The organism is Pseudoalteromonas sp. FUC4 (assembly GCF_008370255.1).
Taxonomy (GTDB): Bacteria; Pseudomonadota; Gammaproteobacteria; order Enterobacterales; family Alteromonadaceae; genus Pseudoalteromonas.
In genome coordinates this window covers 1-13,857 of the sequence record NZ_SEUI01000009.1, presented here as the reverse complement: position 1 = coordinate 13,857, position 13,857 = coordinate 1, and the positions used below count along the sequence as shown (strand labels likewise).

The following is a 13,857-nucleotide window of genomic DNA, read 5'->3' as shown; positions in this document are numbered from 1 at the left end:
TTAGGGAAGATGTTGCGCACGTTGGTGGTGCATAAATTAACCTAGCCGCACCATAAAAGTACGGCTAAATTAGAAGGTTTAACCGAATATGGTACGCATAAGGCTAATTGTTTCGTTTACACTGCGACCTTTTTGAACTTCACTTACAATGGAATCACGTTTACTGCGAATATGTTCAGGGATATCGTCAGCGGCAAGTGCGCGGTCTACTAAAATTTCTGCAGACTCTTTACCTCTACGTTGAGTTTTACCTGTTGTAGTTGTAGTACGCTTAGGCTTGCTTAGCAGTTTAATGTAGTTAGAGTTATCTGGTGTTTTAGCATCAGCATAGTGAAAGAAACATGGGATTAGCGCTTTAATAGCAACTAATTGTTCTTCTAACTCATTACTCGGTTTAGCCATCTTGTACCATGACATAGCTTGAATACCTTTTACGATATCTTGCCAGTAACGCTCAAAATCACTATTTTTAAGTTTAGAAACACCAAGGGCAGCACATAAAGCATCTAATCGATTATTTGTAATCGGGGTAAATAAATCAGGGCGACGCATTGCTAACAACCGAGTTGCAGGCGCAAGTGTTGGTTTTTCGTTGTTGTCGGTGAATATTTTTGAATAAGCAGCAACGAATTGTTGATACTCATATTGAGTAATATCACCTTCAAGTGGAATATTTGCTAGTGCGTCGTCAAAAGCACCTGGTAAATCACCAAGCATTTGATGGAAGCTCTTTGCACTCTTTGTAGATGCAAACCATTCAACGTCAAAGTTGTATGTGCTTGGATCAAGCGATGCCATGTGTTTACCGCTAAACGCAAGTAAGTCTTCAGGGATCATATCTTTAAGAGATTGTTCACGAATGCTTTTAATGTAGTCTACTAAACGAAGCTGTTCATCAAGTGCAATAACGTCTTTGTGTTGTTCTACAAATACACTTACAACAGGCCACGGAGCAATACGTAAAGTTTTAACCTGTAAAAAGCTGATAGCTGCAATAAGCTGATCGTGTAGCTTCTTAAGTACAGGTAACTGCTGTGGCTCTAGTAAATCGTAGTTCATACGATCTCTGCTAGCACTTAGCAATTCGTAACACCAAGGTAAAAAATCATCAGGGTGGTTTTCTACTTTCACGGCCATAAGGTTAAGGCTTAACTCTGAAGATTGCTTCAGAATGTTCTGATAGATTTGATTTTCTTGTTCGCCTAGCGTCATTTTTGACGGTGAAATTAGCAGTTTTTTCATGCCTTGTAGAATCTCCGGTTTAGATATATATTTTTTTGCTGGTCTATTTTAGCGCAATTACGCTAATAACAACAGCGCTGTCCTCCATCCGTTGTAATTGAAGTGACTAAATCAGTATTTTTGCTAATAAAATGAGACTAGCGCTTTAACAGGTATTAATTATTTTCATTTAGTACAAAGAGACTTCAACTAAAATATTGAGTTGTTTTTAGGGCAACTATAAACGACGGCGTAAGTCGTGATATATCTACCGTACTAATTTTTACTCTAAAAGTTAATCGTATCAGCGGTATTTAAGTCTTTATTTATAGAGTCTTCAATGCAACCTAGAGGTATTAAAATGTTTCAGGAGCAATTCATACAGAGACTGTAAAATTCAATAAAGTGCTTTTTTGTCATAACTACAATGATTTTAAGGCTAACACTCGCTATGATAAGAACATTATTTGCACGTTTGAAAGGACGATCATGAAAACCTTACTTAAAATTGTAGGTGTAATACTTTTACTATGTATAGCACTAATTGTTGCCGCACCGTTTTTAATCCCTACTGATACTATTTTTAATAAAGTGTCGCAGCAGGTAGAACAAACAACTGGGCGTACTCTTACTATTAAAGGTGATAAAACACTTAGCGTATTCCCTGCATTAAAGTTAGAACTTAACGACGTGCATTTTGCAAACATGGAATCAGGTTCGCGCGCCGATATGGCGAGTATGAAACAGCTTGCTGTACACATACCTTGGTTTTCATTATTTGGTGGTGAGTTTAAATTAGATAAGTTTGTTATAAACGAACCAAATATCCTATTAGAAACCAACAAAAATGGTAAAGCTAATTGGCAGTTGTTTGATGCAGTTGCAGAGCAACCTAAAGAGCAAAGCGAATCAGGTGAAGCGATAAAGCTTCCAGATAACTTTGATATTGAATTAGGTGAGGTTGCTATTTATGGCGGTACATTTACTTACCTAGATGGCCAAACAGGTGCTAAACAACAAATTAGTGATCTAGAGCTCGCTATTTTACTTCCTTCACTTCGTAAAACATTAGAAGTAAAAGGGGGTATTACTTATATGCAAGAGCGTTTTGATCTTGATATAAAACTAGATACTCCTGCTAAAGCAATTGAAGGTGCTACTTTTAATGTTAAACAAACCTTAGACTCTCGTTTAGTTGATTTAACGTTCGAAGGGAGCATAGCTAAGCAAGGCCAAGACATTAAAGGTCAGTTAGCACTAAGCGGTGAGTCTGTTAAAAGTATTGCGAAATGGCAAGGTGTAGAGCTAGATGCTAAAGACAATGCTTATAACGGATTTAGTGTAAACGGTAAAATGCACCTACTAGGTGATAAATTTAATTTAGAAGATTTAGTTGCGACGTTAGACGCATTGGAAATAAAAGGTAAGAGCGAGCTTAACCTAGGTAAGCGTTTAGCTGTAAATGCTGATATTGATTTAGGTATGCTTGACTTAAACCCGTATCTACCTGAAGCAGTGGCAAAACAAGAAGAGCCAGTAGAGCAAGATGATAAACCTGCAGAGCCAATAGTATGGGATGACACTAAAATTGATTTAAGTGCATTAAACTCACTAGATACAAATGTAGTTATTCGTTCAAGTGGATTAAAAGCAAATGATATTAAATTAGGCGCAAATCAATTTACTGTTGCTTTAAAAAATAGCGTTGCAAAACTAAGCCTAGATAGCTTTTCTGCTTATGAAGGTTCAGGTAAAGGCGTTATTAATGTAAACGCACAGCAAGTACCTTATAAAATATCAACTAACTTTGACTTAGCTGGAATAGATGCACAGCCTTTATTAACGGATGCGGCAGGTTTTGACAAGCTAATGGGCAAGGGGTCTTTAAATTGGAACCTAAACACAACTGGCCAAAGTCAAAAATCGTTTATTGGTGCGCTTAATGGAAAGCTTGGGTTTGAGTTTGCTGATGGCGCTGTAAAAGGTGCGAATATAGCTGAGATGGTCCGTAAGGGGAAGGAACTCATTTCAGGTAACTTTGGTGCTGCATCTGAAGGGCTTGATACCGGATTTGAAGAATCTGAGCAAACAGATTTTTCAGCATTAACGGGAAGTTTTAACTTTACTAATGGCGTTGGCAAAAATACCGACCTATCACTTATCAGCCCACTTATTAGAATATCAGGTGAAGGCGACGTTGATTTACCGCAAACAACGGTTAACTATCGTTTGGTTACAGGTATAGTTGGATCTATTGAAGGTCAGGGAACTACCGATGACAGCACTGGTTTTAAAATACCACTACGTATAAAAGGGCCTTTCCACGATGTAGGTATAAAGCTAGATGTTGGTGATGCGCTCAAAGATGAAGCTAAGCAGAAGGTCGATGAGGCAAAAGAAAAAGCCAAAGACAAAGCTAAAGATAAAATTAAAGATAAATTAAAAGGTTTATTCGGTTAATTTATTACACTTTAAACAAACAAGGCACATTACACGTGCCTTGTTTGTTTTGTAACCACCTGTAAAATAGCTACATAGCCGTAATTACTCAGCTTTAATTTCTCATCACTCCAAATTAATTAAAAAATAACCTATCGCTACCCCCTCAATGCTGGTACAATTGCCCGCCCTTAAGAGACAACTCGTTTGTTTTTGAGTGGGATTTAATCGAAATGTCTTGATTTTAAACAAATTTAAGACACGTTGTAATTACTACACCGGAGGTCATTAACATGATCCAAATGCAAACTCAGCTGGAAGTTGCTGATAACAGCGGCGCTCGCAAAGTGCAGTGTATAAAAGTCCTTGGTGGTTCTCACCGTCGCTACGCAGCGATTGGCGACATCATTAAAGTTTCTGTAAAAGAAGCTATTCCTCGCGGTAAAGTGAAGAAAGGTGATGTTAAAAACGCGGTAGTTGTGCGTACCAGAAAAGGTGTTCGCCGTCCAGATGGTTCTCTGATCCGTTTTGACAGCAACGCTGCTGTTATCTTAAATGATAACTTACAGCCAATTGGTACACGTATTTTCGGCCCTGTGACTCGCGAACTTCGTAATGATAAGTTCATGAAAATCGTTTCACTAGCCCCAGAAGTACTGTAAGGAGCCAATCATGGCAGCAAAAATACGTCGTGATGACGAAGTAATCGTACTAGCAGGTAAAGACAAAGGTAAGCGCGGAAAAGTGCTTTCAGTTGTTACTGAATCTGGTCGAATCTTTGTCGAAGGCATAAACTTGATCAAGAAACACCAAAAGCCGGTTCCACAATTGAACCAAGCTGGCGGCATTGTTGAGAAAGAAGCATCTATGGATGCATCAAACGTTGCGATCTTCAACTCGGAAACGAGTAAAGCTGATCGTGTAGGTTTCAAGATTGAAGATGGTAAGAAATTACGTATCTTTAAATCTACTGGTAAAACTATCTAATAGTTGGAGTAGAATGATGGCGAAACTGCATGAAGTATATAAAGACAAAGTAGTTGCTGAGCTTCAAGAGAAGTTTGGTTTCAGCTCTGTCATGCAAGTCCCTCAGATCGAAAAGATCACATTGAATATGGGCGTGGGCGAAGCCCTAGCTGACAAGAAGATTTTAGATAACGCAGTAGCGGATCTAGCAGCAATCTCTGGTCAGAAACCTCTAATCACTAAAGCACGCAAATCTGTTGCTGGCTTTAAAGTGCGTGAAGGTTACCCGATTGGTTGTAAAGTAACCCTACGCGGCGAGCGTATGTGGGACTTTTTTGAGCGTTTGGTATCAATCGCTATCCCACGTATTCGTGACTTCCGTGGCGTAAGTGCAAAGTCTTTTGATGGACGTGGCAACTACAGCATGGGCGTACGTGAACAAATCATCTTCCCAGAAATCGATTACGATAAAGTAGACCGTGTACGCGGTATGGATATTACTATCACTACTTCTGCGAAATCTGATGAGGAAGGCCGTGCGTTGTTAGAAGCGTTTAACTTCCCATTTAAGAAATAAGGGTAGGGTTATGGCAAAGAATTCTATGAAAGCGCGCGAAGCAAAGCGCACAAAACTAGTTGCTCAGTACGCTGAAAAGCGCGCTGCACTAAAAGCTATCATCAGTGATGTTAACACATCTGAAGATGATCGTTGGGACGCGGTACTTAAGCTACAAGCTTTACCTCGTGATTCTAGCCCTGCACGTCAACGTAATCGTTGTAACATTACGGGCCGCCCACATGGTTTCCTTCGCAAATTCGGCATGAGCCGTATTAAAGTTCGCGAAGCAGCTATGCGCGGTGAAATTCCTGGCCTTAAAAAGGCTAGCTGGTAATAGAATCATGGGAGTAAGACTATGAGCTTGCAAGATCCTATCGCGGATTTGTTCACACGAATTCGTAACGGTCAATCAGCGAAGAAAGTATCTGTAACGATGCCAACTTCAAAGCTGAAAGTAGCATTAGCTAAAGTACTAAAAGACGAAGGTTATATCGTAGATTTCGCTGTTAACGGCGAAACTAAACCTGAGCTTTCTATCGAGTTGAAGTACTTCGAAGGCAAAGCTGTAATTGAAAATATCCAGCGTGTAAGTCGCCCTGGTTTACGTATCTATAAGAAACGTGACCAATTACCTAAGGTAATGGGTGGTCTTGGTATCGCTATCGTATCAACTTCTAAAGGCCTAATGACAGACCGCGCAGCACGTAGTGCTGGTGTTGGTGGTGAAATCATTGGTTTTGTAGCTTAATCGGAGGGGAACTATGTCTCGCATAGCAAAGGCACCAATTACTGTTCCTGCCGGTGTAGAAGTTACATTAAAAGGCCAGGAAATCACAGTTAAAGGCAAGAACGGTGAACTTACTCGTACAATCAACAACGCTGTTGAAGTACAAGTAAATGACAACGTTATTACTACTTTACCTCGTGATGGCGTAGCTAATGCATGGGCTCAAGCAGGTACTGCTCGCGCTCTAATCAACAACATGGTTGTTGGTACGCATGAAGGTTACGAGAAGAAACTTCAGTTAGTAGGCGTGGGTTACCGTGCTGCAGCGAAGGGTAAAACATTAGATTTAACTCTTGGCTTCTCACACCCTGTTAATTTCGCAGTTCCTGAAGGGATTACGATTGAAACTCCAAGCCAAACAGAAGTTCTAGTTAAGGGCGTAGACAAGCAGTTAGTTGGTCAAACAGCTGCTAACATTCGTGCATACCGTAAACCTGAGCCTTATAAAGGTAAGGGTGTTCGTTATTCAGATGAGAATGTACGCCGTAAAGAGGCTAAGAAGAAGTAAGGTAAGACGATGGATAAAAAAACAGCTCGTCTACGTCGTGCTAAACGCACTCGTAGAAATTATATTGAACAAGGCACAACGCGTCTTGTTATCCACCGCACGCCACGTCACATATACGCTCAAGTTGTAAATGCTGAGGGTAATGTACTGGCTGCTGCTTCTACTGTTGAAAAGGCTATTAGCGAAACAGTTAAAGGCACCGGTAACGTTGAAGCTGCGCAAGCAGTTGGCAAAGCGGTTGCTGAACGTGCGGCTGACAAAGGCATCGAAAAGATTGCTTTTGATCGCAGTGGCTTTAAATATCACGGCCGTGTGAAGGCGCTAGCTGATGCTGCGCGTGAAGCCGGTTTGCAATTCTAGGAGTAGACTATGGCTAACGTAGAAGCAAAGCAACAACAGCCTGATCTAGCTGAAAAGCTAATCGCGGTGAACCGTGTGTCTAAAGTAGTTAAAGGTGGTCGTATCTTTAGCTTTACTGCACTAACTGTAGTTGGTGACGGCGCAGGTAAAGTAGGTTTTGGTTATGGTAAAGCACGTGAAGTTCCAGCTGCTATTCAAAAAGCAATGGAAAAAGCACGTCGCAACATGATCAATGTAGACCTAAATGGCAATACATTACAGCATCCTGTTAAGGGACGTCATGCTGGCTCACTAGTGTTCATGAAACCAGCCTCTGAAGGTACTGGTATCATCGCAGGTGGTGCTATGCGTGCAGTACTAGAAGTGACTGGTGTTCAGAACGTACTTTCTAAATGTTACGGTTCTACTAACCCAATCAACGTAGTACGTGCAACGATTTCGGCTCTTGAGAATATGAATTCTCCACAGTCAATCGCTGCAAAACGTGGCCTTCGCGTAGACGAAATACTGGGGTAACCATGGCAAATCAAACTGTAAAAGTAACACAAGTAAAAAGCTCTATCGGTCGTTTACCGAAACATAAAGCTACATTACGCGGTCTTGGTTTACGTCGTATCAACCACACTGTTGAGTTAGAAGACACAGCATGTGTACGTGGTATGATAAACAAGGTTTCTTACATGGTTAAGGTAGAGGGTTAATTCGATGCATTTGAATACACTTTCACCTGCTGCAGGTTCAAAAACTGCTCCAAAACGTGTTGGTCGTGGTATCGGTTCTGGTCTAGGTAAGACTGGTGGTCGTGGTCACAAAGGTCAAAAATCACGTTCTGGCGGCAAAGTACGCGTTGGTTTTGAAGGCGGTCAAATGCCTATGCAACGTCGTCTACCTAAATTTGGTTTTACTTCTCGCAAATCTTTAGTATCTGCAGAAATAAACCTTTTTGAAATCGCTAAAGTTGAAGGCGATGTGGTAGACCTAAGCGCGTTACAAGCAGCTGGTCTAGTTAAAAAGAACGTTCTTTTCGTTAAAGTTGTTAAATCTGGCGAAGTTTCACGCGCTGTTACCGTTAAAGGCCTTAAAGCCTCTAAAGGTGCTCGCGAAGCTATTGAAGCTGCCGGAGGCAAGGTAGAAGACTAAGGAAGTACTAATGGCTAAACCAGGTCAAGATACACAAAGTGCACAAGGTGGACTTTCGGAATTGAAGCGCCGATTACTCTTCGTATTGGGTGCTATCATAATTTACCGTCTAGGTTCATTTGTGCCGATCCCTGGGATTGACGCCGCTGTACTTGCCGATTTCTTCGAGCAACAAAAGGGCACCATTGTTGAAATGTTCAACATGTTCAGTGGTGGTGCGCTTGAGCGAGCTTCAGTGTTAGCACTGGGTATTATGCCGTATATCTCGGCTTCGATTATTACGCAACTATTAACGCATATGTATCCTCCGTTTATAGAGCTTAAGAAAGAAGGTGAGCAAGGGCGTAAAAAAATTAGCCAGTACACACGCTATGGCACGCTTGTGCTAGCTACTATTCAATCAATCGGTATTGCTACTAGCTTACCGGGCATGATGGAGGGGTTAGTTGTTAACCCTGGTATGGGTTTCTATTTCACCGCTGTGGTGAGTTTAGTTACTGGTACTATGTTCCTTATGTGGTTGGGTGAACAAATAACAGAGCGTGGTATCGGTAACGGTATCTCAGTTCTAATATTTGTTGGTATTGTAGCTAACTTGCCGTCTGCTATTGGTTCGACAGTCGAAATGGCGCGCCAAGGTGATTTGAATGTTTTTGTACTGTTGATGGTTGCGGTAATCGTATTCGCTGTTACTTATCTTGTAGTGTTTTTCGAACGTGGACAACGTCGTATTGTTGTTAACTACGCTAAACGCCAACAAGGTCGTCAAGTATTTGCTGCCCAAAGCACGCATTTACCACTAAAAGTAAATATGGCGGGTGTTATTCCACCAATCTTCGCTAGCAGTATAATTCTGTTCCCTGGTACAATTGCTAGCTGGTTCGGCCAAGGTGAAGGTCCAGTCGCTGATGTATTACAAGCTGTTGCTACTACGTTGACTCCAGGTCAACCGTTGTACTCTCTTGTTTTAGCTGCGGCTATTATCTTCTTCTGCTTTTTCTACACAGCGTTGGTTTTTAACCCGCGTGAAACAGCAGATAACCTTAAGAAATCTGGCGCATTTATCCCAGGTATTCGTCCAGGTGAGCAGACATCTAAATACATTGATAAAGTGATGACACGCCTGACATTGGCAGGTGCTTTGTATATAACCTTTATCTGTCTGGTGCCTGAATTCATGACGATGGCGTGGCAAACGCCATTCTACTTCGGCGGTACATCAGTTTTGATTATCGTTGTAGTAATCATGGACTTTATGGCACAAGTACAGACTCACCTGATGTCTCATCAGTATGATTCTGTGCTGAAAAAAGCGAACCTTAAAGGCTACGGTCGATAAGGTCAGTTTACGGAGTTGAGCAATGAAAGTACGTGCTTCCGTTAAGAAAATATGCCGTAACTGTAAAGTTATTAAACGTGCTGGTGTAGTACGCGTAATTTGCAGTGAGCCTAAGCATAAGCAAAGGCAAGGCTAAGTAAACAGTCGTGCAGGCTGAGTTTTCTCGGCCTGTGTTTTTAGTAGTGATTTGGTCTTCGTTTGAGTATCCTTACGGGCTTTTCAAACTTTTGATTACCAAATTCGAATATAGGAGATGTGTTAGTGGCCCGTATTGCTGGCATTAACGTCCCTGATCATAAACATGCAGTTATTGGTTTAACAGCTATTTATGGCATAGGTAAGACTCGCTCTAAGGCTATCTTAGAAGCGACTGGTATCGCCGAAACCACAAAAATCGGTGAACTTTCAGACGAAATTCTTGACGTACTGCGTGATGCAGTTGGCAAGTACACTGTTGAAGGTGATCTTCGTCGTGAAGTTACTTTAAATATCAAGCGCCTAATGGACCTTGGTTGTTATCGTGGCCTACGTCACCGTCGCTCTTTACCACTACGTGGTCAAAGAACTAAGACTAACGCGCGCACCCGTAAGGGTCCTCGTAAGCCTATTAAGCGATAAGGGGATAGTATTATGGCTAAGACACCAATTCGTCGTAAAAAGGTTAAAAAACAAGTTGCTGATGGTATGGCTCATGTTCATGCGTCTTTCAACAACACTATTGTAACGATTACCGACCGTCAAGGTAATGCACTGTCATGGGCTACTGCCGGTGGTTCAGGTTTCCGTGGTTCACGTAAATCTACACCATTTGCTGCTCAGGTTGCTGCAGAGCGTGCAGGTACTGCTGCTCAAGAATACGGTTTAAAAAATCTAGAAGTTTTCATTAAAGGTCCAGGTCCAGGTCGTGAATCTGCTGTACGTGCTTTGAATGCTGCTGGTTACCGTATTACCAACATTACTGACGTGACGCCTATACCACATAATGGTTGTCGTCCACCGAAGAAACGTCGCGTTTAACAATAGGTTAGGAGAAATAACATGGCAAGATATTTGGGCCCTAAGCTCAAGCTGAGTCGTCGTGAAGGTACTGACCTGTTCCTTAAGAGCGGCGTAAGAGCTATCGACTCTAAGTGTAAACTTGAGACTGCACCTGGTCAGCACGGCGCTCGTAAAGGTCGCTTATCTGATTACGGTTTACAATTACGTGAAAAGCAAAAAGTACGTCGTATATACGGTGTATTAGAAAAGCAATTCCGTAACTACTACAAAGAAGCTGCTCGCCTTAAAGGCAACACAGGTGAAAACTTGTTACAGCTTTTAGAGCAACGTTTAGACAATGTTGTATATCGCATGGGTTTTGCTAGCACACGTGCAGAAGCACGCCAGTTAGTAAGCCATAAAGCGATTTTAGTTAATGGTCGTGTTGTGAACATTCCTTCATACGTAATTACTCCAGAAGATACTGTTGTAATCCGTGAGAAGTCTAAGACACAAGCACGTATCATCGCTGCTCTAGAGTTGGCTGAGCAACGTGAAAAGCCGACTTGGGTTGAAGTTGACGGTAAGAAATTGGAAGGCAGCTTTAAGCGTCTACCTGAGCGTTCAGACCTGTCTGCGGACATTAATGAACAACTAATCGTCGAACTTTACTCTAAGTAAAGTTAAGAGTTAAGAGAGGATAAAATGCAGGGTTCTGTTACAGAATTTCTAAAACCAAGGTTAGTCGACATCGACGCTATCAACCCAACGCGTTCTAAAATAGTTTTAGAACCATTAGAGCGAGGCTTTGGCCATACTCTGGGTAATGCTTTACGCCGTATATTACTTTCATCTATGCCTGGATGTGCAGTAACTGAAGTTGAAATTGACGGTGTATTACATGAGTACAGCGCGAAAGAAGGCGTTCAAGAAGACATCATTGAAATACTATTAAACCTTAAAGGTTTAGCAGTAACGTTAGAAGGCAAAGATGAAGTTTTTCTGACCCTGACTAAATCTGGTGTAGGCCCTGTTACTGCGGCTGATATTCAGCACGATGGCGATGTAACAATTGCTAATCCAGATCACGTTATTTGTAATTTAACTACAAATAACAGCGAGATCAGCATGCGTATTCGTGTTGAACGTGGTCGTGGTTATGTGCCGGCATCTAGTCGTTTATCCTCTGATGACGATGAGCGTCCAATTGGTAGATTGTTGCTTGATGCATCATTTAGCCCAGTTGAACGTATTGCGTACTCGGTTGAATCAGCTCGAGTTGAGCAACGTACAGATTTAGACAAGTTAATCATTGATATGGAAACAAACGGCACTTTAGATCCAGAAGAAGCGATCCGCCGTGCGTCTACTATCTTAGCTGAGCAATTAGATGCATTCGTAGATTTACGTGATGTAACTGAGCCAGAAGAGAAAGAAGAGAAGCCAGAATTCGATCCTATTCTACTTCGTCCAGTTGATGACCTTGAATTAACAGTACGCTCAGCAAATTGTTTGAAAGCCGAGCAAATTCAATATATCGGTGATTTAGTTCAGCGCACTGAAGTTGAGCTTCTTAAAACGCCTAATTTAGGTAAGAAGTCTCTAACTGAAATTAAAGACGTGCTAGCTTCACGTGGACTTTCTCTAGGCATGCGCCTAGAAAATTGGCCACCTGCAAGTTTAGCTGAATAATCTAAATCACTATATTAGTTTAGTTAGAAGGATAGGGTCATGCGCCATCGTAAGAGTGGTCGTCAATTAAACCGTAACAGTAGCCATCGTAAAGCGATGTTTAGCAATATGGCAGGTTCTTTGGTGAAACATGAAATCATCAAAACTACTTTGCCTAAAGCGAAAGAGTTACGTCGTGTAATTGAACCTTTAATCACACTGGCTAAGACTGACAGTGTAGCAAATCGCCGTTTAGCGTTTGCTCGCACGCGTGATAATGAAGTTGTTGGTAAATTATTCAGTGAAATCGGTCCACGTAACGCGGATCGTCCAGGTGGTTACACTCGTATTCTTAAGTGTGGCTTCCGTACTGGTGATAATGCACCAATGGCTTATATTGAACTAGTTGGTCGCCCAGCGACTAGCGAAGCAGTTCAAGAAGACGCACAGTCTGCAGAGTAAGTCTTAAAGAAACCTAAAAGCCGAGCTTATGCTCGGCTTTTTCTTGCCTAAAATTTGTTAAACTATATGAGCCAGTAATTACCTTCTATTATGGGTATTGACTCATAGATTCTGAATCGATAGGTTGTTTTGACAGCTATTTTACTAGAACTGCCTAGTTACCCTTTACTTACCATTCATCCAAAATAGCCTATCAGGTTCTAGTTAAAGATCATTTTCAGTATATAGTGGTCTACAGTTATTAATGATAGCACTTCGAATTTAACTACCATTAAGCAACCACTAAATGAGTTTTATTTATTAGAGCTGCTCAGAAGATATAGCGTTCGCTCTCTTAATCTATATACCGGTACTAAGAACTTCATAGTAAAGCTAATCATTGCGGCCTAAGTAAACTCACTTCTTAAATAAAACATAGCCCAATGGATTCAAATCTTAGCTTTGACTATTTCAAATGATTTTAGCAACACGACTCTTAACTTATTGGTTGTTTTTTTAGGATTGTCGATCCAAATACGTCTCTACTGATTGCTAGTTATCATAATTTTGATTTTAAATAGCTCTATAAACTTTTTGATACAGGTAATTTAGTTGTGTTTTTGAGCGTTTAGCTCAAATACTCAGCGAACAGCACATTATTTCAAGTTTACTTCAAAAAAGGGTTGATCTGTTTTCGGATCTCCCTATAATGCGACCCCACTGAGACGGGATACGGCGACGCGCAGCGGACAACGCATAGCGAGGCACGAACTACTCAGAGAGTTAAATAAAACTTCGGTTTTAAATCTTCCAAAAGAAAGTTTAAAACAAAGTGTTGACTCGAAAAATAAAGGGTGTATTATTCGCATCCCTTGAGACGCTAAAGCGACTCAAAACGTTCTTTAACAATATAAAGCAANGACCCCACTGAGACGGGATACGGCGACGCGCAGCGGACAACGCATAGCGAGGCACGAACTACTCAGAGAGTTAAATAAAACTTCGGTTTTAAATCTTCCAAAAGAAAGTTTAAAACAAAGTGTTGACTCGAAAAATAAAGGGTGTATTATTCGCATCCCTTGAGACGCTAAAGCGACTCAAAACGTTCTTTAACAATATAAAGCAATCATCTGTGTGGGCACTCGTACAGATTGAGTTCTAACAGCCAACCTACTTCGGTAGCGTGGCAAACAAATTAGAGTCTCAATTGAAAGCTGAGTGACCAACAGAATAGTTATTTCGGTAATTATTCGGCACAGTCAATTCAATATCGAAAGATATTAAAAAATTCAGAATTCATTGAGCTGTCGAAAGACATAAAACTTTTTAATTGAAGAGTTTGATCATGGCTCAGATTGAACGCTGGCGGCAGGCCTAACACATGCAAGTCGAGCGGTAACAGAAAGTAGCTTGCTACTTTGCTGACGAGCGGCGGACGGGTGAGTAAT

19 protein-coding genes and 1 rRNA gene are annotated in these 13,857 nt (G+C 41.2%); 19 read left to right on the top strand and 1 reads right to left on the bottom strand.

From position 1 onward, the window contains the following. Positions 1–78: 78 nt before the first annotated feature. On the bottom strand, positions 79–1,242 hold the full coding sequence (locus EU510_RS18615) for a hypothetical protein (RefSeq protein ID WP_149594677.1): 1,164 nt from the start codon (positions 1,240–1,242) through the stop codon (positions 79–81). A 468-nt stretch (positions 1,243–1,710) separates the two neighbouring features. Between EU510_RS18615 and EU510_RS18610 the strand changes: the two genes are divergently transcribed. The 19 genes from EU510_RS18610 to EU510_RS18520 form a co-directional block, all read left to right on the top strand. After that, positions 1,711–3,681, top strand: coding sequence for an AsmA family protein (locus tag EU510_RS18610; protein WP_149594676.1), 1,971 nt, complete (start codon positions 1,711–1,713; stop codon positions 3,679–3,681). A 272-nt stretch (positions 3,682–3,953) separates the two neighbouring features. Continuing rightward, positions 3,954–4,322 carry a 50S ribosomal protein L14 gene (gene rplN / locus EU510_RS18605; protein WP_002959498.1) on the top strand — a complete coding sequence of 123 codons (369 nt, stop codon included), beginning with the start codon at positions 3,954–3,956 and terminating at the stop codon, positions 4,320–4,322. Positions 4,323–4,332: 10 nt separating this feature from the next. Beyond that, positions 4,333–4,647: a 50S ribosomal protein L24 gene (gene rplX, locus EU510_RS18600; protein WP_002959496.1), complete on the top strand. Its 315-nt coding sequence runs from the start codon at positions 4,333–4,335 to the stop codon at positions 4,645–4,647. Between the two features lie 16 nt (positions 4,648–4,663). After that, a complete protein-coding gene (gene rplE, locus EU510_RS18595) occupies positions 4,664–5,203 on the top strand; it encodes a 50S ribosomal protein L5 (RefSeq protein WP_010554915.1) in 540 nt (179 codons plus the stop codon). A gap of 10 nt (positions 5,204–5,213) precedes the next feature. Then, complete coding sequence (gene rpsN / locus EU510_RS18590) at positions 5,214–5,519, top strand: 30S ribosomal protein S14 (protein ID WP_006794245.1); 306 nt, start codon at positions 5,214–5,216, stop codon at positions 5,517–5,519. 21 nt (positions 5,520–5,540) lie between these two features. Then, complete coding sequence (rpsH, locus tag EU510_RS18585) at positions 5,541–5,933, top strand: 30S ribosomal protein S8 (RefSeq protein WP_002959491.1); 393 nt, start codon at positions 5,541–5,543, stop codon at positions 5,931–5,933. 13 nt (positions 5,934–5,946) lie between these two features. Next, on the top strand, positions 5,947–6,480 hold the full coding sequence (rplF, locus tag EU510_RS18580) for a 50S ribosomal protein L6 (RefSeq protein WP_002959488.1): 534 nt from the start codon (positions 5,947–5,949) through the stop codon (positions 6,478–6,480). Between the two features lie 9 nt (positions 6,481–6,489). Further along, the gene (gene rplR, locus EU510_RS18575) at positions 6,490–6,840 is read left to right on the top strand and encodes a 50S ribosomal protein L18 (RefSeq protein WP_002959486.1); all 351 of its coding nucleotides are present in this window, start codon (positions 6,490–6,492) and stop codon (positions 6,838–6,840) included. 9 nt (positions 6,841–6,849) lie between these two features. Further along, positions 6,850–7,356: a 30S ribosomal protein S5 gene (gene rpsE, locus EU510_RS18570; protein ID WP_002959485.1), complete on the top strand. Its 507-nt coding sequence runs from the start codon at positions 6,850–6,852 to the stop codon at positions 7,354–7,356. A gap of 2 nt (positions 7,357–7,358) precedes the next feature. After that, positions 7,359–7,541, top strand: coding sequence for a 50S ribosomal protein L30 (rpmD, locus tag EU510_RS18565; protein WP_002959482.1), 183 nt, complete (start codon positions 7,359–7,361; stop codon positions 7,539–7,541). 4 nt (positions 7,542–7,545) lie between these two features. Continuing rightward, positions 7,546–7,980 carry a 50S ribosomal protein L15 gene (gene rplO, locus EU510_RS18560; protein ID WP_002959480.1) on the top strand — a complete coding sequence of 145 codons (435 nt, stop codon included), beginning with the start codon at positions 7,546–7,548 and terminating at the stop codon, positions 7,978–7,980. Between the two features lie 10 nt (positions 7,981–7,990). Further along, positions 7,991–9,319: a preprotein translocase subunit SecY gene (gene secY, locus EU510_RS18555; protein WP_149594675.1), complete on the top strand. Its 1,329-nt coding sequence runs from the start codon at positions 7,991–7,993 to the stop codon at positions 9,317–9,319. 22 nt (positions 9,320–9,341) lie between these two features. Beyond that, positions 9,342–9,455 (top strand): 50S ribosomal protein L36, encoded by a 114-nt coding sequence (rpmJ, locus tag EU510_RS18550; RefSeq protein WP_002959476.1) that lies wholly within the window; start codon positions 9,342–9,344, stop codon positions 9,453–9,455. Between the two features lie 125 nt (positions 9,456–9,580). Continuing rightward, on the top strand, positions 9,581–9,937 hold the full coding sequence (gene rpsM / locus EU510_RS18545; RefSeq protein WP_002959473.1) for a 30S ribosomal protein S13: 357 nt from the start codon (positions 9,581–9,583) through the stop codon (positions 9,935–9,937). Positions 9,938–9,949: 12 nt separating this feature from the next. Then, on the top strand, positions 9,950–10,336 hold the full coding sequence (gene rpsK / locus EU510_RS18540; RefSeq protein ID WP_002959471.1) for a 30S ribosomal protein S11: 387 nt from the start codon (positions 9,950–9,952) through the stop codon (positions 10,334–10,336). Between the two features lie 21 nt (positions 10,337–10,357). After that, complete coding sequence (gene rpsD, locus EU510_RS18535) at positions 10,358–10,978, top strand: 30S ribosomal protein S4 (protein WP_002959461.1); 621 nt, start codon at positions 10,358–10,360, stop codon at positions 10,976–10,978. Positions 10,979–11,002: 24 nt separating this feature from the next. Further along, positions 11,003–11,989 (top strand): DNA-directed RNA polymerase subunit alpha, encoded by a 987-nt coding sequence (locus EU510_RS18530; RefSeq protein WP_002959452.1) that lies wholly within the window; start codon positions 11,003–11,005, stop codon positions 11,987–11,989. A 39-nt stretch (positions 11,990–12,028) separates the two neighbouring features. Beyond that, complete coding sequence (gene rplQ, locus EU510_RS18525; RefSeq protein WP_002959450.1) at positions 12,029–12,430, top strand: 50S ribosomal protein L17; 402 nt, start codon at positions 12,029–12,031, stop codon at positions 12,428–12,430. Positions 12,431–13,736: 1,306 nt separating this feature from the next. Continuing rightward, positions 13,737–13,857: ribosomal RNA gene (locus tag EU510_RS18520) — 16S ribosomal RNA — on the top strand; the annotation flags it as partial.

What these genes read in the sequence shown, in the direction of transcription:
- rplN (WP_002959498.1), top strand. Translation starts at nt 3,954, where the DNA reads ATGATCCAAATGCAAACTCAGCTGGAAGTTGCTGATAACAGCGGCGCT.
- EU510_RS18610 (WP_149594676.1), top strand. Translation starts at nt 1,711, where the DNA reads ATGAAAACCTTACTTAAAATTGTAGGTGTAATACTTTTACTATGTATA.
- rplO (WP_002959480.1), top strand. Translation starts at nt 7,546, where the DNA reads ATGCATTTGAATACACTTTCACCTGCTGCAGGTTCAAAAACTGCTCCA.
- rplR (WP_002959486.1), top strand. Translation starts at nt 6,490, where the DNA reads ATGGATAAAAAAACAGCTCGTCTACGTCGTGCTAAACGCACTCGTAGA.
- EU510_RS18615 (WP_149594677.1), bottom strand. Translation starts at nt 1,242, where the DNA reads ATGAAAAAACTGCTAATTTCACCGTCAAAAATGACGCTAGGCGAACAA.
- rpsD (WP_002959461.1), top strand. Translation starts at nt 10,358, where the DNA reads ATGGCAAGATATTTGGGCCCTAAGCTCAAGCTGAGTCGTCGTGAAGGT.
- rpsK (WP_002959471.1), top strand. Translation starts at nt 9,950, where the DNA reads ATGGCTAAGACACCAATTCGTCGTAAAAAGGTTAAAAAACAAGTTGCT.
- rpsE (WP_002959485.1), top strand. Translation starts at nt 6,850, where the DNA reads ATGGCTAACGTAGAAGCAAAGCAACAACAGCCTGATCTAGCTGAAAAG.
- rplQ (WP_002959450.1), top strand. Translation starts at nt 12,029, where the DNA reads ATGCGCCATCGTAAGAGTGGTCGTCAATTAAACCGTAACAGTAGCCAT.
- rplF (WP_002959488.1), top strand. Translation starts at nt 5,947, where the DNA reads ATGTCTCGCATAGCAAAGGCACCAATTACTGTTCCTGCCGGTGTAGAA.
- rplX (WP_002959496.1), top strand. Translation starts at nt 4,333, where the DNA reads ATGGCAGCAAAAATACGTCGTGATGACGAAGTAATCGTACTAGCAGGT.
- rpsN (WP_006794245.1), top strand. Translation starts at nt 5,214, where the DNA reads ATGGCAAAGAATTCTATGAAAGCGCGCGAAGCAAAGCGCACAAAACTA.
- rpmJ (WP_002959476.1), top strand. Translation starts at nt 9,342, where the DNA reads ATGAAAGTACGTGCTTCCGTTAAGAAAATATGCCGTAACTGTAAAGTT.
- secY (WP_149594675.1), top strand. Translation starts at nt 7,991, where the DNA reads ATGGCTAAACCAGGTCAAGATACACAAAGTGCACAAGGTGGACTTTCG.
- EU510_RS18530 (WP_002959452.1), top strand. Translation starts at nt 11,003, where the DNA reads ATGCAGGGTTCTGTTACAGAATTTCTAAAACCAAGGTTAGTCGACATC.
- rpmD (WP_002959482.1), top strand. Translation starts at nt 7,359, where the DNA reads ATGGCAAATCAAACTGTAAAAGTAACACAAGTAAAAAGCTCTATCGGT.
- rplE (WP_010554915.1), top strand. Translation starts at nt 4,664, where the DNA reads ATGGCGAAACTGCATGAAGTATATAAAGACAAAGTAGTTGCTGAGCTT.
- rpsH (WP_002959491.1), top strand. Translation starts at nt 5,541, where the DNA reads ATGAGCTTGCAAGATCCTATCGCGGATTTGTTCACACGAATTCGTAAC.